Below are 23,859 nucleotides of genomic sequence, written 5' to 3'. Positions count from 1 at the left end.
GTGGACGGGCCGCCCGCCTGGATCCTGCCGACCCGGTCAGCGGCGGCGGGTGCAGACCTCCTGCGCCCGCGCGATCGTGTCGGTGGACCACACGACGGCGACGGTGAAGCAGTAGTCGGTGCTGCGGTTCAGCCCGTAGACGACGAAGTCGGTGGTGCCGGCGGGCAGGTTGGCGAACGCCGTCTGGGCCTGGCCGACGCGGCCGCCGGAGATGACCACCGGGCCCTCGCCGCCGGCGGGGTACGTCCAGCGCAGCGCGACGTTGTCGCGGTTGTCGCGCAGGGTGACGGCGCCCGGCGGGGTGCCGGGGGAGGCGGCCGCCCCCGCCGTCGGCCCGGCGGCGGGCGGGGTGACCGTGGCGGCCGGGGTCGAGGCGGGCGCGCCGGTCGCGGCCGGGGGCGCCGGGTCGTCGTCGCCGTCCATCCCCGCCACCCCGGCGATCACGGCCGCCGTGCCGAGCAGCACCACCGCGACGCCGCCCACGACGAGGGGCAGCAGCCGGTTGTCCCGCCGGGCCGGCGCGCGGTGCACGGGCACCGGCAGCAGCCGCGACGACTCGTACGGCTCGTACGGCTCCTCGGGCGCGCCGTGCGGGCGGACCCGGTGCACCCCGTCGGCCTCCTCGGCGGCACCGGCCAGCGGCACGACCGACGGCGGCACGGCGCTGTCGGCGGGCCGGTCCCCGGCGTCGGGCTCCGGAGGCCACCAGCCCCGCGCCGGGTCCTCCGCCGGCTGCCGGGGATTCGGCACCGGGTGTGGCTGCCCGGCGACCGGCTCGTACGGATCCGGCTCGGCGGGACGGTAGCCCGCCTGCGAGGGGTGGTACGCCGTCGGCGCGTCGCCGGGGGGCGGGGTGCGCGCGGACGGCACGATCGGGCCGTCCGGGCCGACGGGCGCGGTGTCGGCGCAGACATGGTCCGGGCTGGCGGCCGACCGGGCGAGCGTCGCCACCTGCGCCGCCAGCGGATCGTCGGCCGGAAGGTGCTGCCGGCAGAGCTCCCGGGCCAACGCCAGGTTGTCGTGCGCCTCGGCGAACTGCCCGCAGTCGCGCTGCATCGCCCCGAGCCGCGCCAGCATCTTGATGCCGCTGGGGTGCCCGTCGCCGTAGACCTCGCGGTGCAGTTCCCAGGCGTCCTGGAGCCGGTCGCGGGCCACCTGGCACTGGCCGCGCGCGTACTCCACCGTCGCGAGGTCGGCGTGGGCGGCGAGCACCCGCAGCGACTCCGGGCCGTCCAGGGCGGTCAGCTCGATGATCACTTCCTGGTAGAGCCGGGCGGCGCGGGACCAGCTCCCGACCCGGTGCAGCACCGCCGCCAGGGTGGCCGCGGCGGCCACGGTGCGCTGGTCGGAGCGCCCGTGCAGCCTGTTCGTGGCCGCGTACGCGAAGGCGGCCCAGCCCCGGGCGGAGTGCGGTTCGCCGAGGGCGACCAGCACGCGGGCCTGGAGGCTGGCGGCCTCGGCCAGCTCGGGCGTGGCGTTGGCCGGGCGCGGGTCGGCGTCGGTCAGCGCGTCGGCGAGCAGCCGCTGGGCGCCGGCGAGGTCGCCGGTGGACACCAGGTGGTGCGCCTGGTCAGTCAGTTCCCCGAAGCCGGAAGGCACGCCCCATCGTGCTCACCCGACGACGGTAAGTACAAGACCCGGGCCGGAGTGGATTGGTCAGGATCCGGTCAGGTGGTCGACGAGCGCCTCGCTGATCCGGCGCAACTGGTCCACCTGGGCGGGGCTCAGCGCGTCGAACAGGTGCCGGCGTACCCCCTCGACGTGGCCGGGTGCGGCGGCGGCGAGGGTCGCGAAGCCCTCGTCGGTGAGGACGGCGATCTGGCCGCGCCGGTCGGAGGGGCACTCCTCGCGGCGGACCCAGCCGGCCGCCTCCAGCCGGGCCACGGCGTGTGAGAGCCGGCTGCGGGAGGAGCCGCTCGCCTCGGCGAGTTCGCTCATCCGCAGCCGCCGCTCCGGCGCCTCGGAGAGGCGGACCAGGATCTCGTAGTAGGCGTGCGGCATCCCGGCGTCGTGTTGCAGCTCGCGGTCGAGCGTCTCCATCAGCGCGCGGGAGGCGGTCAGGAACGCGCGCCAGGTGCGCTGCTCGTCCGGGTCCAGCCAGCGGGTCATGACACCCATCATACGCCCGGTAGTTGAAGGTTCAACCAAATCGCGCTAGCGTCGGCGACATGGGAATCCACCGTCTCAACCACGCCGTGCTCTACGTCAGTGACCTCGCCCGCAGCGTCGCCTTCTACCGCGACGTGCTGGGCTTCCGGCAGATCCCGATGACCCCGGACGGGTTCCGGGGCGCCGCCTTCCTCCAGGCCCCCGGCTCCACCAACGACCACGACCTCGGCCTGTTCGAGGTCGGCCAGGGCGCGCGCCGCTCCGCCGCCGGCCGCGGCACCGTCGGGCTCTACCACCTGGCCTGGGAGGTCGACACCCTCGACGAGCTGGCCGTCACCGCCGAGCGGCTCGCGGCGGCCGGCGCCCTCGTGGGCACCTCCGACCACGGCACCACCAAGAGCCTCTACGGGCAGGACCCGGACGGCCTGGAGTTCGAGGTCGTCTGGCTGGTGCCCGCCGACCGGCTCGACGACGCCGCCCTGGCCGCCCGCAAGCGGATCGGCCGGCTCGACCTGGCCGCCGAGCGGCGGCGCTACGGCGGCCAGACCCGCGGCGGGGTGGGCGTCTCCGTCCCGGCCTGAGCCGGCCGTCCCGGCGGATCCCCTGCCCGGCCGGCCCCGGGCGAGGCCGCCCTCGGGCCCGGGCGTCGAACCGCCCGGCCGGGCAAGCGGCGTCCGGCCGACCGGGGGGAGCGGCGTCCGGCCGGGGGAGCGGCGTCCGGCCCGGGCCGTGTGCGGTAGAACGGCAGCATGCCGACCGACGCCGTCCTGCGCGAGCTGCTCGTCCGACACCTGGAGACCTGGCTGCCGGGGGCGCTGCACCGCGCCCGCCGGGTCACCGTCGCCCTGGCGTACGACGACGGCGACGCCGACTCCGCCGAGGCCGCCCTGCGGGTGGTCGCCGAGTACGCCGACCGGCTGCGGGGCCGCCAGCTCACCGTGCTCGTGCTCGCCGCCGGCACCGAGGAACTGCCGGCCCGGCTGGGCGCGGTGGAGGCGGAGCTGCCGGCCGAGGCCACCGTGCACCTGGTGCCCGGCGGGACCGCCCGGCTGCCGGTGGCGCTCAAGGCGGCCGGCGCGACCGGCGGGCCCCTGCTGTCGTACGTGGACGGGCCCGCCGACCCGGCCGTGCTGACCGCCGCGGCGGCCGGCAGGCCGGCCGAGGTGCTGCTCGCCACCGCGCCCGGCGCACCCGCCCGGGGCGCCCTCGCCGACGCCGGCTTCCCGCTGGCGACCGAGGTGGAGCTGGTGCCCGCCGACGGCGGGCCCGCACGGCTGCTCGCCTTCGCGACCGGCTCCGACAAGAGCCTGGAGGCGTTCAAGGAGGCGCTCTGGGCGGTCGACGAGTTCGCCGGGGTCCGCTACCGCGACCCGGCCGACCCGGCCGGCCGGCTGCTCGACATCGCGCTGGCCCCCGAGCCCGGGCCGCTGCGCCGGGAACTGCTGGCCGAGCTGGCCCGCTCCGGCCCGCGCACGGTCACCGAGCTGCGCCGGTACGCCCTGACCGCGACCGTCTACCGCTCGGCCGACGCCGTCCGGGCGCTGACCGGGCTGCTCGGGGCGGGGGAGGTGACCCGCGACCCGGAGCACGGCCGGCTCGGCGGCGACGTGGTCGTCACCGGCCCGGACGCGCGGTCGACTCCCTGACCGCGTCGACGGGTTCGCGGCCGGCCCGTTCCACACCGAGCCCCTCCGCGCCGGCGTCACACCTGCGCGCCGGCGCCACTCCTCTAGCGGTGGCGGCCCGAACGCCGAGCGGGGCGCCGGTGGAGACCACCGGCACCCCGCGCGACCTCGGGACGTCACGCCCGGGACTTGTCCTGCTTCCAGGACAGCGGGCCCGGCAGGTCGACCCGGTGCGCCCTGGCCCGGGAGTTCCAGGACCAGCGACCGATCTTGATGCTCCAGGACGAGAAGCCGTTCTCGGTGAAGTTCAGGATGATCGGGCCGTACTTCTTGCGCTTGCGGAACATCAGACCCATCGCGGGGCTCCCTTCGATTCCCTGCCCTGACGGAACCGAACATGCCCGGAGCGCCGATTTCCGAAACCCGTCCCGGTCTGTCGTGGGCGGTGTCCGCAGTGCCGACAATCCCTATCCATCAGATGGGTGTTGCGGGTCGATGAACCCAGGTGCGGATGGGGAGGTGGCGAACAAGGCGACCCCGATCTCATCTTATGGAAGGACGTTGACCGGCTGGTGCGCCCGCCGGCAACATGAGGTCATGTCGCAGCGGGACGAGCTTCTCCTCACCGCTCGCGTGCACGTCGACCTGGTCCGGCACGCGAGCGCGCTCTGTTGAGCTGACCGGCACCACCCCGGCCCGGCTCCCCCGCCGCACATTCGCCCGCCGTCCGCTCGACGCGGAGCGGCCGTGCCTCCCTGCCCCTCGTCGGGCTTTCCTCCACCGCACCGTGGACAGATCAGGAGACTCGCATGGACTCACCCCGTCGTACCCGTCCGCGTGCCCTCTCCGCGGCCCCCGTCACCGCCGTGGGCCGTGTGGCGGCATGAGCACCGACAAGATCTTCTTCGACCGGGTGACGAAGACCTTCCCGGCCCGCGCCGGCCGGCGTGCGTCCCCCGGTGCGGTCACCGCGCTGGACGAGGTCACCCTCGGCGTACGCCCCGGCGAGTTCCTCGTCGTCGTCGGGCCCGGCGGCTGCGGCAAGTCCACCCTGCTCGACCTGCTCGGCGGGCTGTCGCGGCCCACCGGCGGGCAGGTGCTGGTCGACGGCCGGCCCGTCACCGGGCCCGGCCTGGACCGCGGGACCGTCGTCCAGCGGTACGCGCTGCTGCCCTGGCGCACCGCCGCCGGCAACGTCGCGTTCGGACTGGAGGCCAAGGGCGTGCCCCGGGCCGAACGCGCCGACCTGGTCGCGCACTACCTGGGACTGGTGGGGCTCACCGGGTTCGCCGACCGCTACCCGCACGAGCTCTCCGGCGGCGTGAAGCAGCGGGTGGCCATCGCCCGCAGCCTCGCGCACGACCCGGACGTACTGCTGATGGACGAGCCGTTCGCCGCCCTCGACGCGCAGACCCGCGACTCGTTGCAGGACGAGCTGGTGCGGATCTGGGAGCGCACCGGCAAGACGGTCGTGTTCGTCACGCACGGCATCGACGAGGCGGTCCACCTCGGCCGGCGGGTCGCGGTGATGACCTCGCGGCCGGGCCGGATCAAGCAGGTCGTCGACATCGACCTCGGCGACCGCGACGCCGTGGCGGACGTCCGCTCCTCCGACGCCTTCCGCCACCACCGCCACCAGATCTGGACGCTGCTGCGCGACGAGGTCCGCGCCGCGCAGGCCGCCCCGGCCCTGGTGCCGGCGTGACCACCGTCGAGCGTCCCCGGGCGGGCGACGCCGACCTGCTGCCGGTGGACCGGGACCTGTACCGGGCGCTGCTGCGCCGGCAGGCCGCGACGGTCACGGTGGTCACCGCCGTCGCCCCGGGCACCGTCGAGCCGGCCTGCCTCGGCGGCCTCGGCGAGCCCGTCCGGGTCGGGTTCACCGCCACGTCGTTCACCTCGGTCTCGCTGGACCCGCCGCTGGTCTCGTTCTGCCTCGGCGTCGCCTCGTCGAGCTGGCCGGTGCTCGCCCGGGCCGAGCACGTCGCCGTGCACCTGCTCGGCGCCGGCCAGCGGGAGGCCGCCCGGGTCTTCGCCACCAGCGGGGTGGACCGGTTCGCCGCGTACCCGCACTGGACGCCGGGGCCGTTCGGGGTGCCGCTGCTGACCGGAGTGCTGGCCCGGCTGCTCTGCCGGATCGTGCACCGGCTGCCGGCCGGCGACCACACCCTCTTCGTCGCCGAGCCGCTCGCCCTCGGCGGCGGCGAGGACGGCGACCCACTGGTCTACCACCGCGGCGGCTACACCGGCGGCGCCCCGGCGTGACCGGCTCGGCGGCGTCGGGCGTGCAGCCGGCGGGCGACGTCCGCTGGCCGGGCGAGGTCGTCACGGTGGAGCGGATCCCGCGCCGCCGCCCGGCGGGGCGCCGCTCGCGCCGGACCGGGCCGCCCGGGACCTGCTGCGGGTGGTGACCACCGGCAGACGCCGGGAGCCCGCCGGGTGTCTCAGGCGGGGGCGCGGTCGACGGCGAGGACGCGGGTGACGCTGCCGTCGTCCTCGGCGATGTCGCGCTCGTGGACGAAGCCGAGCTTGCCCAGCAGCGCCAGCGAGGCGTGGTTGGCGTCGGCGACCGTCGCGTACACCCGGGGCAGGTCGAGGGTGTCGAATCCGTACCGGACCAGGGTCCGGGCCAGCTCGGTGCCGAGGCCGGCGCCCCAGGCCGGCTTCGCCAGCGCGTAGACGAGCTCGTGGCCGTCGACCTGGTCGGTCCGCTTGATCTCGGCGTGCCCGACGTACCGGCCCTCGCGGCGGACCGCCCAGACGTCGAAGAGGTCGGCCGCGTAGACCTTGGTGAAGACCCGCCCGAACAGGGCGCCGGCCGCCTCGGCCGTCATCGGGCCGTCGCCCATGAACCGGCCCACCTCCAGGTCGGTGAAGAGGGCGACGAAGTCCTCGGCGTCGTCCGGCCCGTAGGGCTCCAGCAACAGCCGGTCGGTGTGCAGGGTGGGGGTGGGCATCAGCGCGGCTCCCAGGCGTCGGGCAGGGCGGTCAACCTACGCACGTGGGCGGGCAGCCGGCCACTGATTATCTCCGCCAGGCTCACCTCGTCGACCACCCGTCGCACGGCCGCCCGCACCGCCACCCAGAGCCCGGGCAGGTTCTCCGCCGCGCCCTCGTAGCTCGTCTCCTCCGGGCGCAGGCCGCGGACCCCGGCCAGCGGACCCTCCACCGCGCGCAGCACCGCGCCGACGGTCACCTCCCGCGGCGGCCGGGCCAGCGTGTAGCCGCCCTCCGCACCGCGCTGCGCCCGGACGACGCCGGCCCGCCGCAGGTCGGCCAGCACCGCCTCCAGGAACTTGCGCGGCATGTCCTGCTCCGCCGCGATGGCCGGGGTGGAGAGCAATCTGGGGTACGCGGTGGCGAGGCTCAGCGCCGCCCGTACCGCGTAGTCGCCGCGCGCGGAGATCTGCACCCCGTCATCATGCCCGGCGGAGCCCGTCGACCGCGTCGGCGGGCGGACGGGGCCGGACGACCGGACCGGGCACCGGCTGCTCACGGGCGGCCCGGAACGCGCCCGGGCTCATCCCGACCTCGCGGGCGAAGAACCGCCCGAAGTTCGTCGGCTCGGAGAAGCCCAGCCGCCGCCCGATCTGGGCGACCGGCTCGTCGGTGGCGGCCAGCAGCCGGCTCGCCTGGAGGGCCACCCGTTCGTCGACCACCTGCTTGGCGCTGCGCCCGGTCACCGCCAGGCAGGCCCGGGTGAGCGTCCGCACCGAGCAGCCCAACCGGTCGGCGTAGTCCTCGACCCGGCGGGTGTGCTGGTAGCCGCGCTCGATCTCCCGGCACAGCCGGTGGAAGGTGGCGGCCTCCGCCCGCGGCACCGAATGGGAGCCCTCGGGCAGCAGGGACAGCCGGAGCAGCAACACGGCGAGTTGGTGGCGGAGCAGGCCGCGGGCGGCGGCCAGCCCGTGGTGCCGCTGGCAGTCCACCGCCAGCTGGCTCACCTCGGTGATCACCGCGTCCTCGTCCTCGCCGGCGAGCTGGATCCAGGCCGGGACGGCGTCCGGGTCGACGTCCAGCCCGCGCAGCGCGTCGGCGTCCCAGCGCACCACCGTGGCGTCGAGGTGCGGGCCGGCGCAGCGCAGCACCTGACCGGCGCGCACCCGCAGCAGCGTGCCGGGCCGGCAGGGCAGCGCGCGGAAATCCAGCTCGGCGGTGCCGTGTCCGCCGGCGGTCAGGATGAGCAGGTCCCGGTCCAGCAGCACCGGACGCCGCCAACCCGGGCCGGACACGAGGTCACCCAGGGTGAGGGTGTCGATCTCGGCTGGGGCGGTGGCAGGGGTGTCGGGCGGCGCGGGGGAGAGCTGACCGGAAGAGACCATCGCCTGCGACGGTAGCCCGGGGCGACGATCATCGCATCCCGAAGACGTCGCGCGGGGTTGTCCGGGCTGTCGGCGGCGGGCTACGTTACCGAGCGGTAGCGTCGTCCGGTCGCGGCACGCCCGCAGCCGGTCGCACCGGCCGGGCCGACCGCGTTCACCCCCGGCGGCCCCGGCCGACTCGCGATGGGATGGGCATGACGGATCTGTTCTCGGTTGACGGCAAGACGGTCCTGGTCACCGGCGGCTCGCGGGGGATCGGCCTGATGATCGCCCAGGGCTTCGTCCGGGCCGGCGCGCACGTGATCATCTCGTCCCGCAAGGCCGACGTGTGCGAGGCCGTGGCCAAGGAACTCTCCGCCGAGGGGCGCTGCGAGGCCATCCCCGCCGACCTCAGCAGCGACGCGGGCGCCGAAGGCCTCGCCGCCGCCGTCCGGGAGCGCGTCGACCGGCTCGACGTGCTGGTCAACAACGCGGGCGCGACCTGGGGCGCGCCGCTGGAGGCGTACCCGGAGAGCGCGTTCGACAAGCTCTGGGCCGTCAACGTCAAGGCGGTCTTCCGGCTCACCACCGCGCTGCTGCCCGCGCTGCGGGCGTCCGCCAGCCCCGACGACCCGGCCCGCGTGATCAACATCGGCTCCGTCGACGGCATCCGGGTGCCGTTCATGGAGGTGTACGCGTACTCGGCGACCAAGGCCGCCGTGCACATGCTCACCCGCAGCCTCGCCCACCAGCTCGCCGGCGAGCAGATCACGGTCAACGCGATCGCGCCGGGGCCGTTCGAGAGCAAGATGATGGCGTTCGCGCTGGACGACCCCGCGTCCCGGGCCGCCATCGAGGGGCAGGTGCCGCTCGGGCGGATCGGCCGGCCGGAGGACATGGCCGGCACCGCGATCTACCTGTCGTCCCGCGCCGGGGCGTACCTCACCGGCGCGGTGATCCCGGTCGACGGCGGCATCACCACGCACGGCTGAGCCCGGCCCTGGGCGGGAGGGCTGCCCGCGTACCCCCTGGTGGGCCGGGGCCGCGCGGACTCGGCAGATCCGCGCGGCCCCGGATGGTCCGTCTTGCCGGTTTCTCAGCGGCCGGCGAGCAGCCGGTTCACCGCGGTGTCGACGTCCAGGTGCTCGGCCTCGCGGCCGCGCGGGACGACGACGTAGGTTCGCCGCAGGAAGCGCACCAGGACGCTACGCGGCACCTCGAAGAGGGCGTTGCCGTCGGGCGACGACAGCGCCAGGGCGACGAAGTCCCCGCGCGGGGTGGCCCAGGGCCAGACCCGCACGTCGCCGATGCCGGCCGGCTCGTCGAGGCCGGTGACCAGCAGCTCCCGGGCGAAGGACCAACTGACCGCCTCGCCACCGGCCGATTCGGCGTGGAACAGGACATGGACCGCATACGGATCAGCAGGGTCGTAACGCAGACTGGCACGCACCGGCAAGGCCGTGGCGTCAGGTGCGACGAGCCTTAGCGACGTCTCGACCTCTACGGTCGTCGGTCGGATGACACTCATGGACGATCTCCCCCCGGCACCGCTGCGGAACGCGCGTGTCCCGCTTTTCCCATACTCAGGTGCTACTCCTGGCTACGCTCCGCCATACGCTGACTTCACCCAGTGGTGGGAAGGGGGTCGGAAAGTCCGCGTGAATGTGAGGATTCATGTAGGGTTTTCCGGTTCTGCCCAGTGCGTGATCCCGCCCGGCATCGGGTGGTTCAGTCGTCGACTTACTCCGGTAACGTCCAGTCGACCGTTGCAGTGACGGGCGCGCGCCACACTGGGGGAGGAAATGGTCACGAAACGATCCTCAGTGGATCCGATGGCCGCGCCGGCCGGGCCGAAAGTCGCGGTCCGGGCAGCCGAAAAGCGGGGGTACGGGGTGCCGATGGAGCAGCAGGGCCCGTCAGGTCGGACGCCGGCCGACCGGGGTGGCGCCAACGGAACGGCGCTGGCCGAGCGGCGGCCCCGTCCGCGCTGGCGGCAGCGGCTCGCCACCACCCTCGACCTGATCCGGGCCAACCCGACCGGCCGGGTCGCCCTCAAGATCTTCATTGCCATCGCCGGCGCACTCGTGGTGACCATCGGCATCGCCCTCATCCCGCTGCCCGGGCCGGGCTGGCTGCTGGTGATCGCCGGCCTCGGCATCTGGGCCGTCGAGTTCCACTGGGCTCGCCGGCTGCTCGGCTTCACCCGCCGACACGTCCACAGCTGGACGCAGTGGGTGAAGGACCAGTCGCTGGCCGTACGCTTCGTGCTCGGCAGCGTCGGCCTGGTCTTCGTCGGCACGGTGGTCTGGCTGTCGCTGAAGTACAGCTTCGGCATCGACGTGATCGCCGAGGCCCTGCACTACCTCGCGACGAACTGACGTGCCGCGGCGGCGACCCCGACGTGCCGTGGCAGGGGCGTGGTCGGGCGGCGGTCGAGACCCCGGCGACGCGCGGACCCCGGATTTCCGGTCCGGTCCCTCGATCAGGTAGAGTCATCGTCGCTGAGGGCGATTAGCTCAGCGGGAGAGCGCTTCGTTCACACCGAAGAGGTCACTGGTTCGATCCCAGTATCGCCCACCATGAATAAGGCAAGCTCAAGGCCCCTCGATCGAGGGGCCTTGACTCGCATCTGAGGTCAGTCGTTGCTCGGAGGCAGCGAGAAGGCAGCAAAGGACTTCAGCACTCGGCAGTCGCGCTCAGCCGTCGAGTGCGTGTAGCTGTTCAACGTCGTCGACGTCTGCTCGTGCCCCATCACCTTCGCCACGTCGTTGATCGGTACGCCGTCGGAGACCAGCCAGGTCGCGTACGAGTGCCGCAGGTCATGGAAGCGCAGTGCCACCGGTAGGCCAGCACGTTGCAGGGAGGGCTTCCAGACACGACTTCGGAAGGTGCCGCGACGGATCAGCTCATCGACCCGTGATCGTTCCTTCGGAACGAAGAGGTCAGACGCGCCGCAGGTCGAGAGCCCGTGAGGGTCGGAACCACGTCAGCCAGTAAGCGCGCGCCGGGCAGGATACTTCGAGCGATGCGGACTGGTCGGCATCCAGATGTAGGGAGAAGGGCTCGCTACGGGTCCAGTCCAGGGCCGCCTGGACCACATGCTGACCCTCGCCGACGCTGATCCTGGCTGACTGTCCTGGCCGCAGTCCGACAGTTCTGTGCCCGTCTACCTTCACCCAGACCCGCCTGAGCAGGGCGAAGGAGTCATGCGGTCGACTGAGGAACAGCTCTGCCATCGGCCCTCGGCTCCCACCCGTTGTTGCGCACCAGGATGGCATGGGCGCGCCAAACACCCAACGGTGGGCTACGCCTGCAGGAAGGTGCAACAGGGCGGCCGGCGGAGGCGAGGTCGAGGACCAGCGTGGGTGACAATCTGGGTGACGACCGCGACGGACACCAACGGACGAGCATGGATGCCGGCGGATCGTCCTTGCAGCTCAGCCCTCGTTGAATGGCAGCTCATGGGCCTGTGTTGGTTGCCTGGGGGTCAAGGAGCATCCCGGGGTACACATGGGGCACCAGACAGCGTGAAACGTCGGCAACCAACAAAGAACGACGTGAGCCCAGGAGCGGGCGTGACCAGCTTGCCGCAGGTCACGCTAGGGCCGTCCTGAGTTCCGCTTCAACGTCTGAGTCCGTCCCGGCGATGCAGCCGCCGCGCGGTGAGGCGGGTGGCTGCGGCTGGTCTGCTTCAAATCTGCTTCACCACGGGGCCGCGGCCCAGGCTGTCCGGCTTGGGTGCGGGCAGGGTTATCAGGTGGCTGATCGATGCCAGTAGCAGCCCGAGGACCAGGCCGGTGAAGGCTATCGAGAGATCGGTGTCGGCGGCGTTGATCGGTGGATTGTCCGCCAGGGAGGTCATCGCGCTGCCGACCGCCGATCCTGCGATGTAGAGAATGATCATTGTCGGAGGCAGAGCCACACAGCAGGCGACCGCGACGGGGAGCAGCCGGATCAGGGGGACCTCCCGGGCTGCGGCCACGGCGAGCGTGGCGGCGACAGGCATGCCAATCAGGCCGACAGGCCGAAGCGGTCCGTGGCTGGCGGCGAGCCAAGCGGCCAGCGCGGCCACCACAACGAAGGCGCCCACCCGCCGGGTGCGGACAGTGGTGAGCTGAACCGCGACGAGGCCGATCGTGGTAGCGATGAACATCGCTACCAATCCTGCTTTGAGCATCGAGAGCGCGTTTTCGACCTGGACCTGGGCCGGGTTCGTCACCGGCTCGTCCCAGGGGGTCGTGACCACCGTCGTGGCAGCCGCGAGTGCCGCGGTGACGGCAGCGGACAGATGCCGGGCGAGAGGAGGTCCGCCTTGACCCGCCGAAACCCTGGCAGCGACGACGGCGGTTGTCGAGAACATGGCGATACCACTGGCTGCGAGCAAGGTTGCGGTAGAGCCGCCGGCCACGTCGATCCGGTCCAGCCATATGTCCACGCCGAGCCAGCCGGTCATCCCGATCGCGCCGGCGACGACGCCGCGAACGTTCGCGCGGCAGATTAGGATCACTCCACCCAAGGCCAGCAAGATCGCCAACTGGCGGATGTCACGAGGCCAGTAGGTGTTGTTACTGCCTACCTCCGGAAACATCTGCCCGGTGCTGCCGTCGGTCCAGAAGCCATCGGGCTGCATAAGCGGCTGATAGATCGCCGTGGCCAGCGCCCAGATCACCGCTCCAGTGACACCCGACAGCGCACCCACGATGGTCTGCCAGCTTTTCTGCATGTCGCATCTTCTCGTTCGCCCGCCGCGCTAGGGAAGTACCCGCTGTGCAGCGGCCCTGTGTCGGCGTCATCGAGCCAGGAGGCGAATTGGTAGGCCCATCGGTCGAACCAGGCCGCGCTGCCGTGTGGAGTGACCTTGCGCGCATGGTCGGCTCGCAGTGGGGGAAGCGGCGAGACGTAGTCCCCGGTCCGGTACACGTGCACGCCATAGTTCCAGCGGTGCACCTTCCCGAGAAGGACCAGGCCCTGTTGACGTGGCAGCATGCGCCCGCCAGACGCGATCTCAAGCCGCAGGGCGCGGCTGCCGGTGGGGCCGATGCCGACGCCGCAGATCAGGCATGGCGCGGCCGGTGACGACCAGCCCAAGGCCGCCCTCGGCCGCGTACAGCTTGACCCGGTGCACCGATCAAGCTTAGTACTCCAACGTCACTTGATCTTGCGCTTAGCGAAGTGACTGAGTCTGCGCTGGTAGTGGGATCGGCGGGCTCGGGCTTGGGATGTTCGGCGCCAGGTTGACCAGTGCAGGGTGTGCGCTGGCGGTAGCGATGCGGCGAGGACGAAGGCGTTGAGAAGTCGGCGGATCTCGGCGATGGTCAACGCGATGATCTTCGGGTCGGCGCCGGACTGCTGGGCGGTGGCGGCGAGGATGGTCAGGACGGCCAGGGCGAGCATGGCCAGGGTGATAAACCGGTGCCAGCCGGTCCAGCTGCGGACCTGGTAGTCGTCCAGGCCGACCTGGCCCTTGCCGGTCTGGAACAACTCCTCGATGCTCCAGCGGGAGCCGGCCACTCGCACGAGGGTGTGTAGTGGCACTGGGCGGGGTGACCAGCACAGGTAGAAGGCCAGTTCGCCGGTGGTGCGGTTGCGGCGGATGAGCAGCCACCGATGCTCACCGGGCCGGGTGGAGGTGGTGATCCAGGCCCACAGGTAGTCGCGGGGTCCTTTCGCTCCCGGTCCGCAGCTGTGCAGCTGCCATTCTCGGGTGGGGATCCGCTCGGCGAGGTCGTCGACGCGGATGAGGGTGCGGCCGTCGTTGACGTGCACGCGTCGGTCACAGCCGACCGCGAGGACGTAGCCGATCCCACGTTGTTCCAGGTAAGCGCGTAGGCCGGGGTCGGCGCCGTAGACCTCGCCGCCGGTCACCCACCCTGCCGGGACGCCGGCGTCCAACGCGGCGGCGATCATCTGCCGGGCCAGGGTCGGTTTCGTGGCGAACCCGATCTGGTCGGGGACGCCGGCGGCGGTGAGGCGGTCGGGGCGATCGCACCAGGTCGCCTCTGGCAGGTAGAGTCGCCGGTCGATCAGCGCCCGGCCCGCGGGTGTCACGTAGGCCAGGAACACCCCGACCTGGCTGTTCTCGACCCGTCCGGCGGTGCCGGTGTACTGCCGCTGCACCCCGACCGAGCACACGCCCTTCTTGAGGAAGCCGGTCTCGTCGGTGACCAAGGACGGCCTCGGGGTGGCCGAGTTGTTCGATCAGCCAGTCCCGCACGTCGTCGCGGACGGCGTCGGCGTCCCACACCGCCGTACGCAGCAGTCGCTGCATCGCCTGCGGATCACAGTGGCCAGCCCGCTCCGCCAGGGACCAGCAGGTCTTACGTTCCACGTCCGACAGCAGGCCTTCCACGAACTGCCCGGCAGTCCGCCGTGGCTCCGCCCGCACGAACCGGCCAGCGACGCGCGTCACCGCCTCGTCCAGGATGACCCGCCAGCGGTCAAGGTCTAGGCTGTGGTCCACGGCCATCGCGCGGTCTTCGGTTGTCCTCACAAACCATCGATGATCAACGCGGTGGCCGTCCTCATACCCGCGCCACGCCCAACGCCGAAGCCAAGTGACGTTGGAGTATTTCGCGCCGCCATCCTCGCCTCGTCGGGCGGAACCAGCCTGATCACCAGCACGGGAGCACGGGCCTACCTCGAAATCAAGGCACCTTCCAAACTGGCCGTGCCCGCTCCTGTCCGGCGTCGATGAGGACCAGGTCCAGGCCGTCGGCGCCGTCCGACGTGACAAGCGCTCGTACAATCCGTTCATGACGCTCCCGGTCCTGCTGGTATGCCGGCAGCCTGGTTCGCCCTGGCCTACGTGCTGGTGTCTCAGAGTGGGCTCGCGAGGAGCATGAGGCAAGCCTCGCGTTACTTCCTGGTCGGCATGCTGGTCGCCGCCCTCGCGGCGGTATCCGTACTCGGCGTTTGGCAGTCGTTCGACGAATTCGGCCCGTCGTGGCGGGCGGCGACGGGACACGGCGCGGAGGGGACATTCACACCCGAGCGGGTGGATGCTGTCGGGCGAGGTGGCCGTCATCAGGAGTGGCGGGGAACATTTGTAAGCACGGATCAGAGGATCATCCGTCGCGGTGTGGTCCTTGATGCTCCGCCTGATCGGATGCGGATCGGCCTGGCCGTGCCTGCGCGCGATACAGGAGCGCGAAGGGTTGTCTACGGTGAGGGGATACCCCTCGCCCCGGTAAAAAAACCTGGCCCTGCTGGTGCTGGTGGCGCTTGGTTGGGGGCTGGCGGGTTGGTGGCTGCTGAGAAGGCTGCGACGGCCAGGTGGGCAAGGTGAGGCAGCCAGGAGGCAGCGAAAGCAGCAGCAACGACCAGCAGCAGGCGACACGAGACAGTAAAGCGGCCATGGTCGGCAACACAGAACGGTGTCCGACAGCGCCCGTCGGTGAGGCCCATCCGCGTTCACACCGAAGAGGTCGGCGTGGCTGTAGCTGCCAACGTCAATGCTCCCCCGCCGCTCGCAGGACATGGCCTGGCTCCACGTCAGACCCTGCCACGTCAGGCAGTACGAGGGACGCGGTGCCGGGACGCGAGTGCAGCTCAACGAAGGCGCGGGTTGTGGCCACGACGTTGCCGTCACACAGCACCTCCACCATGTCGCCTTGGCGCAGCCCGGTCGGACTACAAGACCCGGACACGATCACTGGGCGGCCCGTGACGTTGAAAACCTGGGAGATCACCATCTCGAAGCGCGGTTCCGGCACAAGCCGAGTGTAAGAAACGGCTGTGCACAGATGGGGCACAAGACAATGTGAACGTCGGCAAAGCTGTCGAACAGGCCGATGCAGGTCACGGGAGGCCCCATCTACGTTCCGCTTCAACGTCTGACCATCGTTACCGAATTGCTGGCTCGATTGAAGCGGCTTGGCGGTGCTGGGTCCGCGTCTCTTATCAGTGACGTGCCTGGTCGGTACCGTAGGCGCAGCGGCCGTCGGGCCGTTGCAGCATCCCGCGCTATGAGGAGGTTCGGGATGGACTCGATGCCGGAGCTGACCTTCGGGCAGCGTCTGAAGGTCTACCGCGAGCGGTCCGGCAAGACCCGGGCTGTACTCGGTGGGTTGGTGGGCCGTAGCGCGGAGTGGGTGAAGGCGGTGGAGACCGATCGCATCCTGCCGCCGCGCGTGCACATGTTGGACCGGATTGCCCGCGCGCTCAAGGTCGACGTGTCCGCTCTGGTCGGAGAGTTGAGCGAGCGATCGGCCGCCGTGAACGGTCCCGAGCATCCCACACTGGCCTCTGTCCGCGACGCTGTGAACCGTCTTGTGCTACCAGGTGACGTGCCGCCTGAGTCGCTTAGCCGGATCAGGGAGCGGCTGGCGGCGGCGTGGCGGGCACGGCACCAGTCGTCGGATCATCGCACGGTGCTGGGTGCACTGCTGCCGGATCTGCTGCGGGACGCGCAGCGCGCCGCGTTGGCGTATGAGGGCGTAGAGCACCGGCAGGCTCAGGCTCTGCTGGCGGAGGCGCTGGGGCTGGCGCAGATGTTTCTGGCCTACCAGCCGGCGGCCGAGCTGCTGTGGCGGGTAGCCGACCGGGCGATGGTGGCCGCACAGGAGTCCGGTGATCCCGAGGCGTTGGCTCGCGCCGGGTGGTTCCTGTGTCAGGTGCACCGGGATGCCGGGGACTGGGACACCGCCCTCTCGTTGACGCTCGACATGGTCTCAGCTCTAGAGGCGTACATGGCCGACGCGGAATCGAATCTTCTTGCGCTCTGGGGTGCGCTGCACTTCGAGGCCGCCTACGTTGCCGCTCGCGCTGGCGAGGAGGGACGCGCCTGGCGGTATTGGGACCGCGCGGACGAGGTGGCGCGGCGTCTACCTCAGGACTTCTACCAGCCGCAGACGTCGTTTTCACGGGTCATCATGGGCGCCCACGCGGTGACCGTGGCCGTCGAGCTGCACAAGCCCGGTGAGGCAGCGCGACAGGCGCGGCGACACGAAGCCGCGGCCATCCCGTCCAGGCCGCGTCGTGCCCGCCACCTCATCGAGGTCGCGCGTGCCCACTACGGCAAAGACGACAAGGAAGCCGCCGTGACGACACTTCAGCAGGCGTACGAGTCAGCTCCGGAGACGATCCGCTTCAACGGCTACGCCCGACAGATCACCCTGGATCTGCTCGACGGACCGCGCGCCACCCGAGACGACGCCCGCGACCTGGCGTTGAAGGTCGGCCTGGTCGTCTGATCCGGGGGTAGGAACCTTACCCATCTCACCCCGAGACTCTACGTAGCGTCCCCGTCACGGATGCGGCGGGCGGCGCTAGATCACCTGGCCGCCGTGTCCTTCCCTTCGGGGGCGGACGAGTTGCCCTCGCAATTGACGGGGGAGGGCGCATGCGGCGCGTGTCATACGAGGAGTACGTCTCTGCTGCCGCCCTGACGCTCGCCCGTCGCCATCGGCCCGTCTGGTCGTGGCGGCATTGGCGACGTATCTGCCGGTGCGGCGCGTACCTGCCCTGTCGGAGCCGTCACCGCATCCCAATCAACCGCGGCCACTGGCCCAGCCAGGACGGCCCGCGATGACCACTCACCACCCGATCAAGCCGGCCTGGACCTGCGGCGGCTGTGCGGGGGAGTGGCCCTGCCAGACCCGGCGGCGGGAGTTGCGGGCCGAGTACGACCGTGCTCCGGTGTCACTCGCCCTCTACCTGGCCGCCCAACTCGTCGACGCCGCGCAGGACCTGGCCCACGCCCCCGCCGGCCACCTGCACTACCGATTCCTCGGCTGGACCCGATGAGCATCCTGCGACCCGGCGACGAGAAGTTCCACTACAGCGACGGCTCCCACAAGTGGATCCCGCCCGACCCGGACTACGACCAGGAGGTCTGGGACGAGCAGGTCCGCCAGCACAAGCAGGGCCACCTCAGGAACGAGCAACCCAAGGTGCGCATCCAGCGCCTCGTCTGATGCCAGCAGTGCAGCAGCGAAGTACAGCAACCGTGCCAGCCGAACCGGCACGAGACGAGCTTCAGCAGGTCAGATGAACTCGTATGAAGCCCGCTCCGACCGTCTTGCCGAGAGTTGACACCGAAGAGACCGCTGGATCGATCCGAGTAACGCCCACACAGGCCGACGGCCACTTCCCGGAAACGGGAGGCGGGCCTTCTGCTGTCGTACAGCAGCGGTGCCGACCTGGCATAACCGCAGCTCGGCCCCGGCCCGGCTGCAAGACTCGCAAGGGTGAGCAGCGACGGCGAGCGCACAGGAACGCGGCGACTGGAGCCCGCCGCGCCGGGGAGCAAGGTGACCCCGCTGGAACTCTTCTACGACCTGGTTTTCGTCTTCGCCTTTCTCAACGTGACGGCGACGAACGCCAAATACCTCACCCCGACCGCGTTGGTGAAGAGCCTTCTGATCCTGGCCCTGCTCTGGTTCGCCTGGACGACCTTCGTCGCGCTGGGCAACGTCGTACGCGTCGATCAGGGTGTCATGCCCCTGGTCGGGTTCGCGACCATGATCGTCGTCTTCGTGCTGGCGGTGACGATCCCGGACGCCTTCTCGGACGCGCCGCACGGGCTGCCGGGAGATCTGGTCTTCGCCACCTGCTATTTCCTGCTACGGGCGCTGCAGGTGCTGGCTCTCTGGCACACCGTGCGTGGCGACCGGCAGTTGCGCCGCCGGTGGTCGGGGCTCGTCGCGCCAGCGCTGATCAGCACGGCGCTGCTGCTCGTCGCCGCACTCGTGCCGCAGCGGCTCTTCACCGGCACCGCCGAGTTCGGCGCCCGGGCCGGCCTGTGGCTGCTGGCCATCGCCGTCGAGTACACCGTCAGCGCGGTGGTCCGGACCGAGGGCCTGACCATCGTCTCGGCCGGGCACTGGGCGGAACGTCATGCCCAGATCGTCCTGATCGCGCTCGGCGAGTCGGTCATCTCCCTCGGGACAGCTTCCAACCTCGCGGTGGGATGGCCGCCCACCTGGCCCATCATTCTCGCCTCCGCGCTCGGCATCGTCCTGATCTCGGCGCTCTGGTGGGTCTACTTCGACGTCCGCGCCATCGCCGCCGAACACATGCTGCACAGCGCCCGGGGCCGCACGCGGGCCGCGCTCGCGCGGGACGCCTACACCTACCTGCACCTGCCGATGATCGCCGGCATCATTCTGTTCGCCCTCGGGCTCAAGCGGGTCCTCACCAACATCGCCGAGCCCACGGTGCCCAGCTTCGAGGATGCGCTCAGCGGAGCCGAGGTCTATGTCCTGTACGGCGGAGTCATCCTCTACCTCCTGGCGGTGCAGGGCTTCGAGCGCCGCGCCGTCCGCCGGTCCGACTGGTTCCAGGTGGCCAGGATCTTGCTCCTGACGGCGCTGATTCCGGTGGCTGACCGGCTGTCCGCCATCGCCGCACTGACCCTCCTGGTGCTGGTCGCCACCGCCCTGATCGTCGCGCAGAGCATCCGCACCAGGCAGCTCCGTCGGCGCGTACGCACGTCCAGGCTTGCCGAACAGCGGGAACTGGAGGCCGAGGAGACGACGTGGCGTCGCCGGCACCGATGACCGCGCACGCTGTGACCGGAACAGGCGACGTGCGGGTCGGGTGCCGGCGACGGCCTCGGCGCGTCGGAAGCGCCCGCTTCTCAGCTCACCGCCTGCCTCACGAGCGTGCCGATCCTGGCCTCGACGTCGGCGGTCAGTTCGGTCAGCGCGAAATAGGTCGGCCACATGGCGCCCTCGTCGAGGTTCGCCTCGTCACTGAAGCCGAGCACCGCGTACCGCGTCTTGAACTTCGCCGCGCTCTGGAAGAAGCAGACCACCTTGCCGTCGCGGGCGTACGCGGGCATCCCGTACCACAGCTTGGATGTGAGGACGGGCGCGTTGGCCTTGATCAGGGTGTGCAGGCGCTCGGCGATCACGCGGTCGGACTCCGACATCTCGGCGATCTTCGCGAGCACCTCGCTTTCCGTGTCGGCCTTGGCGCCCCGCCGAGCGCTCCTCTTCAGCTCCTTGGCGCGCTCCTTCATCGCGCCGCGCTCCTCGTCGGTGAAACCGTCGTACTTCTCGCCGTTCGCGCTGGTGGTCTTCGTCGTGGTCGACATGACAACGTCCTCTCTGTGCCGTGTGGGCTTCGGGCGGTACTGGTCGGTGGAGCCCTCTCCGGGGCCGGCTTCCACCGGTTGGTTCAGCGTTGGCCGGTCTCTTCGGCCTTGATCAGCAACAACGTCACCACGTGCCGGCCTGCTGGCGGGTCGGCGCGTTGAGCCGGTTGAAGGCGTTGGTGATCGCGATGTTGAGCAGCAGCGCGGCCAACTCCTTCTGGTCGAAGTGCGTGGCGGCCACGTCCCATACCTGGTCCGGCACCGGGTCCGGCTGGTCGGTGAGCCGGGTCACCGCCTCGGTCAGGGCCAGCGCGGCGCGCTCCTCGTCGCTGAACCAGGGCGTCTCCCGCCACGCGGCGACGGCGTGCACCTGGTCTGCGCTCGCGCCGTGCTGGCGGGCCTGGTGGACGCCCCCGGCCACACACGGGCCGCAGCCGTTGATCTGGCTCGCCCGCAGGTGGCTCAGCGCCAGCAGCTTGCCGTCGACCCCGGCGCCCGCGACGGCTCTGTTGACCGCCATCAGGGCCTCCATCGCCTCGGGGATCAGAACCGCCGGGTTCGGCATGCGCTCGGTCGACATCGCTTCTCCTTCGTCGTGGGTGTCTCTGACAGGAGTCATCCGACCATCGGCGCGCCGGGGCCGGCGCGGTCCGTGGGACACCGTGGGACACGTAGAACGTGGTCCAGCAGCGCAAACGCGTCGCCGATCCGGGTCCGTGGTCCGGGACGGTACGGTGTTGCGCGTGTCCAGCCCCCAGGAGCGACTGGTGGCTCAGCTCGCCCGGCTCAAGGAGTTGAGCGGGCTCAGCCTGCGCGCCCTCGCCCGCCAGGCTGGCCTGAGCAGCTCGTCGCTGTCGCGGTACCTGACCGGTCAGCTCGTGCCGCCGTGGGAGGCCGTCGTGGCGCTGTGCCGGGCGGTGGGCCGCGACCCCCGGCCACTGCGCGCGGTGTGGGCCGAGGCGGCCAGGGCCGGCGCGGCGCCCGCCCCACGCCGCAACGATCTGCCGGCCGACCTGTTCGACTTCACCGGCCGGGAAGCGGAGTCCGCGCTGGTCGAAGAGCTGCTGCACACCACCGGCGCGGTTGCGATCGACGGCATGGCGGGCGTGGGCAAGACCAGCCTGGCCGTGCGTGTGGCCCATCGGCTCGCCCCTGCTTATCCGGACGGCGGGCTCTACCTCGACCTGCACGGCTTCACCCCGGGCCAGGAGCCGCTGGAGCCGCAGGCCGCGCTGGGCCGGCTGCTGGGCGCGTTGGACGTGACGCACCCCCCGACCGGCGTCACCGAACGCGCGGCGCTCTGGCGGTCGGAGCTGTCCCGCCGGCGGGCTCTCGTCGTGCTCGACAACGCGGTCGACGCGGAGCAGGTGCGCCCGCTGCTGCCCGGCGCGGGGAAGTCCGCGGTCCTGGTCACCAGCCGCCACCGGCTGGTCAGCCTGGACGGGGTGCCGCCGGTGTCCCTGGAGCCACTGACCGACGACGACGCGGCGCACCTGTTCGGCCGGGCGGCCGGGCTCGCGCTCGTCGAGGAGGAAGCGGTCAGCGAGGTGCTGCGGCAGTGCGGCGGGCTCCCCCTGGCGCTACGGATGGCGGGCGCCCGGCTTCGTCACCGCCCCGGCTGGACGGTGGCGGTGCTGGCCGAGCGGCTGCGCGACACCGCCAACCGCTTCGACTCCGTGTTCGGCATGTCGCTCCGGCAGCTCGACGCCGTCCAGCGCCGCGTGTTCCGGCTGCTGGGCGTCCTGCCGGGCGCCGACTTCGACGCGGCGGTGGTGGGCGCGCTCACCGACATGCCGCCCGCCCGGATCGGCGCGGCGCTGGAGGAGTTGGTCGACGCCCACCTGGTCCAGGAGCCTGCGCCCGGGCGGTACCGGATGCACGACCTGATCCGGCAGTACGCGGCGGAAATCGCCGCCGAGGAGGAGCCACAGGCCGACGCCGCCCTGCGTCGGGTCCTCAGGCACTATCTGGCGCAGGCGGTCGCCCACGATCAGACACTGCCCTCGCCGTACCGCAAGGAACCCTCGCCGGGAGATCCGGTGAAGGCCATGGCCTGGTTCGACCTCGAGTACGTCAACCTGGTGGCCTGCTTCGACGCCGCCGTGCGGCTCGGCGTGGACGAGGTGGTGGCCGAACTGCCGCAGGCCATGCGGGTGTGGTTCTTCCGGCACCGCGGAACCGACGACCAGGCGCGCCTGCTCGAAGCGGCCGCAGCCGCCGCGGCACGTCTCGGCCGCGACCAGCAGCGGGCTTCGCTGCTCGCGGACCTCGGCTACGCCTGTGCCGCCGCCGGCCGCCTCACCGAGGCGCTCTCCGCCTACGAGCTGGCGGAGCAGTCAGGGCCGGACGACGACATCGCGGCCGCCCTGGCGCTGCGTACCGGCCTCGTGCGCCGGGATCTCGGTGAACTCGAAGCGGCACAGGCGCACTTTCGGCGGGCACGCGAGCTGTTCGAGAAGATCGGGCGCCGTGCCGGGCAATCCCAGGCGTTGGCCTTCGACGGATGGGTGACACTTCACCTCGGGCGGCACCGTGAAGCCGTCGAACTCGCCCGGGCATCCGTCGCCCTGGCGGACGGGCCCGCACAGATCACCGGGCTGGTCACCCTCGGTGTCGCACTGGCACCCGACGATCCGACGGAGTCGCTGCGCACGCTGCGCGACGCGTTGCGGCTCTCCGAGCAGAACAATCTTCAGCACAACCAGGCGTGGTGCCACAACTATCTCGGTGTCGCGCTGCGGGTCATGGGTTCACCCGAGAAGGCGCTCGAACACCACCGGCGGGCCTTCGAGCTGCTGGAGCCGCTGGCCGAGGTGCAGCTGGAGATCGACTTCCTGCACACCTACGCCGAGACGTGCCGCGCGGCGGGTCGCTACGACGAGGCGCTGGCGCTGCTGGACCGGACCGTCGAGTTCGCGCGTGCCCTGGGCCGGCCGTACGACGAGAAGCGCGCCCGTGCGGCGCGGGAGATCGTGCGCGCCGCACGCTGAGTCATCGCCACCGTCCGTACGCCAACGGCCGGCGACGCGCGGTGGCGTCCGGCCGGCCGGCCCGGAGGAAGGCGGACCGGCCGGGTGGGGCGCGCTGTCACCAGGCGTAGGTGACGGAGATGGTGACGTTGGGGCAGTTGTCGGCCCAGTCGGTCAGGGCGCTCTTCTCGGCGCTGTCGACGGTGAGCCGCCAGCGGATCTTCACCGCGACCCACTCGTTGATGTAGCGGCAGCGGGCGGAGGCGTAGGGCGGCATCCAGGTGGCCGGGTCCTGGTCCCCCTTGGCCTGGTTGACGTTGTCGGTGACGGCGACCAGGGACCGGCTGTCGCCCAGGTCGTTGGCGAAGGCCTGGCGGCGGCTGCTCGTCCAGTTGCGGGCTCCGGAGTCCCAGGCTTCGGCGAGCGCGACCATGTGGTCGATGTCGAGGTCGCTGGTGAGGGTCCAGTAGGCGTCGTCGTAGTAGGAGTACCAGCGGCCACCGGACAGGGTGCAGGTGCCGCTGATGCTCGGCCTGGTGGTGGCCTCGGCGATGAGGACCTCGTTGCGGGTGTGGCAGCCGTCCCCGTCGGCGTCGATCCAGTGGCGGAACAGGTCGCGGCTGTAGCCGGTGCGTACCTCGGTGGCGACGGGGAGATCGGCGACGGCGGTGGTGAGGGAGGCGGAGTAGCTGGCGGCCCAGGCAGGCTGGGCGAGGCCGAGGGTGGCGGCCAGGATCGCGGCGAGGCTGACGGCCGTTGCGCGCAGGGTGCGGGTCATGATGCTCCGTCCGGGTGAGAGCAGGTGGTTGCCGTACCCA

Annotated in this window: 25 protein-coding genes, 1 tRNA gene and 1 pseudogene; 13 read left to right on the top strand and 14 right to left on the bottom strand. The window is 71.6% G+C overall.

The genetic code is table 11. The features are described 5' to 3' along the window. Window positions 1-36 precede the first annotated feature (36 nt). Window positions 37-1,599 carry a tetratricopeptide repeat protein gene (locus tag ABT006_RS15230; protein ID WP_350706674.1) on the bottom strand — a complete coding sequence of 521 codons (1,563 nt, stop codon included), beginning with the start codon at window positions 1,597-1,599 and terminating at the stop codon, window positions 37-39. Between the two features lie 57 nt (window positions 1,600-1,656). Further along, complete coding sequence (locus ABT006_RS15225) at window positions 1,657-2,118, bottom strand: MarR family winged helix-turn-helix transcriptional regulator (protein WP_350706673.1); 462 nt, start codon at window positions 2,116-2,118, stop codon at window positions 1,657-1,659. Window positions 2,119-2,168: 50 nt separating this feature from the next. Here ABT006_RS15225 and ABT006_RS15220 point away from each other — a divergent pair, with 50 nt between their 5' ends. Together ABT006_RS15220 and ABT006_RS15215 are read left to right on the top strand one after the other, a co-directional pair. Next, entirely contained in the window at window positions 2,169-2,690 is a 522-nt protein-coding gene (locus ABT006_RS15220; protein WP_350706671.1) for a VOC family protein, read from the top strand. A 168-nt stretch (window positions 2,691-2,858) separates the two neighbouring features. After that, a complete protein-coding gene (locus ABT006_RS15215; RefSeq protein WP_350706669.1) occupies window positions 2,859-3,755 on the top strand; it encodes a hypothetical protein in 897 nt (298 codons plus the stop codon). A gap of 155 nt (window positions 3,756-3,910) precedes the next feature. On the opposite strand, the gene ABT006_RS15210 is transcribed toward ABT006_RS15215, so the two are convergent. After that, on the bottom strand, window positions 3,911-4,090 hold the full coding sequence (locus tag ABT006_RS15210) for a DUF4236 domain-containing protein (protein WP_350706667.1): 180 nt from the start codon (window positions 4,088-4,090) through the stop codon (window positions 3,911-3,913). A 527-nt stretch (window positions 4,091-4,617) separates the two neighbouring features. On the opposite strand from ABT006_RS15210, the gene ABT006_RS15205 reads away from it, so the two are divergent. Both ABT006_RS15205 and ABT006_RS15200 read left to right on the top strand, forming a co-directional pair. After that, entirely contained in the window at window positions 4,618-5,439 is an 822-nt protein-coding gene (locus tag ABT006_RS15205; protein WP_350706665.1) for an ABC transporter ATP-binding protein, read from the top strand. Further along, complete coding sequence (locus tag ABT006_RS15200) at window positions 5,436-5,999, top strand: flavin reductase family protein (protein WP_350706663.1); 564 nt, start codon at window positions 5,436-5,438, stop codon at window positions 5,997-5,999. The genes ABT006_RS15205 and ABT006_RS15200 overlap by 4 nt, the downstream gene beginning before the upstream one ends. A 179-nt stretch (window positions 6,000-6,178) precedes the next feature. Here ABT006_RS15200 and ABT006_RS15195 read toward each other — a convergent pair whose 3' ends face one another. The 3 genes from ABT006_RS15195 to ABT006_RS15185 are packed head-to-tail and all read right to left on the bottom strand — an operon-like array spanning window position 6,179 to window position 8,056. Continuing rightward, window positions 6,179-6,691 carry a GNAT family N-acetyltransferase gene (locus tag ABT006_RS15195; protein WP_350706661.1) on the bottom strand — a complete coding sequence of 171 codons (513 nt, stop codon included), beginning with the start codon at window positions 6,689-6,691 and terminating at the stop codon, window positions 6,179-6,181. Continuing rightward, window positions 6,691-7,146 carry an RrF2 family transcriptional regulator gene (locus ABT006_RS15190; RefSeq protein WP_350706659.1) on the bottom strand — a complete coding sequence of 152 codons (456 nt, stop codon included), beginning with the start codon at window positions 7,144-7,146 and terminating at the stop codon, window positions 6,691-6,693. Before ABT006_RS15190 ends, ABT006_RS15195 begins: the two co-directional genes overlap by 1 nt. A 7-nt stretch (window positions 7,147-7,153) precedes the next feature. Next, window positions 7,154-8,056, bottom strand: a complete 903-nt coding sequence (locus ABT006_RS15185; protein ID WP_350706657.1) for a helix-turn-helix transcriptional regulator — start codon at window positions 8,054-8,056, stop codon at window positions 7,154-7,156. 194 nt (window positions 8,057-8,250) lie between these two features. Here ABT006_RS15185 and ABT006_RS15180 point away from each other — a divergent pair, with 194 nt between their 5' ends. Continuing rightward, on the top strand, window positions 8,251-9,027 hold the full coding sequence (locus ABT006_RS15180) for an SDR family oxidoreductase (protein WP_350706655.1): 777 nt from the start codon (window positions 8,251-8,253) through the stop codon (window positions 9,025-9,027). Between the two features lie 104 nt (window positions 9,028-9,131). Here the strand turns inward: ABT006_RS15180 and ABT006_RS15175 are convergent, their stop codons facing one another. Then, a complete protein-coding gene (locus ABT006_RS15175; RefSeq protein ID WP_007457244.1) occupies window positions 9,132-9,563 on the bottom strand; it encodes an SsgA family sporulation/cell division regulator in 432 nt (143 codons plus the stop codon). Window positions 9,564-9,867: 304 nt separating this feature from the next. Between ABT006_RS15175 and ABT006_RS15170 the strand changes: the two genes are divergently transcribed. Both ABT006_RS15170 and ABT006_RS15165 read left to right on the top strand, forming a co-directional pair. Then, complete coding sequence (locus tag ABT006_RS15170; protein WP_350706708.1) at window positions 9,868-10,413, top strand: TIGR02611 family protein; 546 nt, start codon at window positions 9,868-9,870, stop codon at window positions 10,411-10,413. A 127-nt stretch (window positions 10,414-10,540) separates the two neighbouring features. Further along, window positions 10,541-10,615: transfer RNA gene (locus ABT006_RS15165), tRNA-Val, on the top strand. Window positions 10,616-10,670: 55 nt separating this feature from the next. Here ABT006_RS15165 and ABT006_RS15160 read toward each other — a convergent pair. Further along, a complete protein-coding gene (locus ABT006_RS15160; RefSeq protein WP_350706707.1) occupies window positions 10,671-10,937 on the bottom strand; it encodes a tyrosine-type recombinase/integrase in 267 nt (88 codons plus the stop codon). A gap of 789 nt (window positions 10,938-11,726) precedes the next feature. Further along, window positions 11,727-12,758, bottom strand: coding sequence for a hypothetical protein (locus tag ABT006_RS15155; protein WP_350706653.1), 1,032 nt, complete (start codon window positions 12,756-12,758; stop codon window positions 11,727-11,729). Window positions 12,759-12,976: 218 nt separating this feature from the next. Between ABT006_RS15155 and ABT006_RS15150 the strand changes: the two genes are divergently transcribed. Continuing rightward, entirely contained in the window at window positions 12,977-13,111 is a 135-nt protein-coding gene (locus ABT006_RS15150; protein ID WP_350706651.1) for a hypothetical protein, read from the top strand. A gap of 72 nt (window positions 13,112-13,183) precedes the next feature. Here the strand turns inward: ABT006_RS15150 and ABT006_RS15145 are convergent. Both ABT006_RS15145 and ABT006_RS15140 read right to left on the bottom strand, forming a co-directional pair. Further along, window positions 13,184-14,501, bottom strand: a pseudogene (locus tag ABT006_RS15145) (IS701 family transposase). Between the two features lie 982 nt (window positions 14,502-15,483). After that, window positions 15,484-15,747: a hypothetical protein gene (locus tag ABT006_RS15140; RefSeq protein WP_350706649.1), complete on the bottom strand. Its 264-nt coding sequence runs from the start codon at window positions 15,745-15,747 to the stop codon at window positions 15,484-15,486. Window positions 15,748-16,014: 267 nt separating this feature from the next. Between ABT006_RS15140 and ABT006_RS15135 the strand changes: the two genes are divergently transcribed. The 4 genes from ABT006_RS15135 (at window position 16,015) to ABT006_RS15120 (ending at window position 19,533) form a co-directional block, all read left to right on the top strand. Next, the gene (locus ABT006_RS15135; RefSeq protein ID WP_350706648.1) at window positions 16,015-17,226 is read left to right on the top strand and encodes a helix-turn-helix domain-containing protein; all 1,212 of its coding nucleotides are present in this window, start codon (window positions 16,015-16,017) and stop codon (window positions 17,224-17,226) included. A gap of 334 nt (window positions 17,227-17,560) precedes the next feature. Continuing rightward, the gene (locus ABT006_RS15130) at window positions 17,561-17,779 is read left to right on the top strand and encodes a flavin reductase (protein ID WP_350706646.1); all 219 of its coding nucleotides are present in this window, start codon (window positions 17,561-17,563) and stop codon (window positions 17,777-17,779) included. After that, window positions 17,776-17,949: a hypothetical protein gene (locus ABT006_RS15125; RefSeq protein WP_350706644.1), complete on the top strand. Its 174-nt coding sequence runs from the start codon at window positions 17,776-17,778 to the stop codon at window positions 17,947-17,949. The genes ABT006_RS15130 and ABT006_RS15125 overlap by 4 nt, the downstream gene beginning before the upstream one ends. Before the next feature lie 273 nt (window positions 17,950-18,222). Beyond that, window positions 18,223-19,533, top strand: coding sequence for a low temperature requirement protein A (locus tag ABT006_RS15120; protein ID WP_350706642.1), 1,311 nt, complete (start codon window positions 18,223-18,225; stop codon window positions 19,531-19,533). An 80-nt stretch (window positions 19,534-19,613) separates the two neighbouring features. Here the strand turns inward: ABT006_RS15120 and ABT006_RS15115 are convergent, their stop codons facing one another. Beyond that, the gene (locus ABT006_RS15115; RefSeq protein ID WP_350706640.1) at window positions 19,614-20,072 is read right to left on the bottom strand and encodes an iron chaperone; all 459 of its coding nucleotides are present in this window, start codon (window positions 20,070-20,072) and stop codon (window positions 19,614-19,616) included. A 124-nt stretch (window positions 20,073-20,196) separates the two neighbouring features. Next, a complete protein-coding gene (locus ABT006_RS15110; protein WP_350706638.1) occupies window positions 20,197-20,652 on the bottom strand; it encodes a carboxymuconolactone decarboxylase family protein in 456 nt (151 codons plus the stop codon). Between the two features lie 163 nt (window positions 20,653-20,815). On the opposite strand from ABT006_RS15110, the gene ABT006_RS15105 reads away from it, so the two are divergent. Further along, a complete protein-coding gene (locus ABT006_RS15105) occupies window positions 20,816-23,062 on the top strand; it encodes an ATP-binding protein (RefSeq protein WP_350706637.1) in 2,247 nt (748 codons plus the stop codon). Window positions 23,063-23,159: 97 nt separating this feature from the next. Here ABT006_RS15105 and ABT006_RS15100 read toward each other — a convergent pair whose 3' ends face one another. After that, on the bottom strand, window positions 23,160-23,819 hold the full coding sequence (locus ABT006_RS15100; protein ID WP_350706635.1) for an HNH endonuclease family protein: 660 nt from the start codon (window positions 23,817-23,819) through the stop codon (window positions 23,160-23,162). Window positions 23,820-23,859 lie beyond the last annotated feature (40 nt).

It is taken from the genome of Micromonospora sp. NPDC002717 (assembly GCF_040295705.1).
GTDB lineage: Bacteria > Actinomycetota > Actinomycetes > Mycobacteriales > Micromonosporaceae > Micromonospora.
The sequence above is the reverse complement of the archived record's forward strand: the minus strand, read 5'-3'. Positions and strand labels throughout refer to the sequence as shown.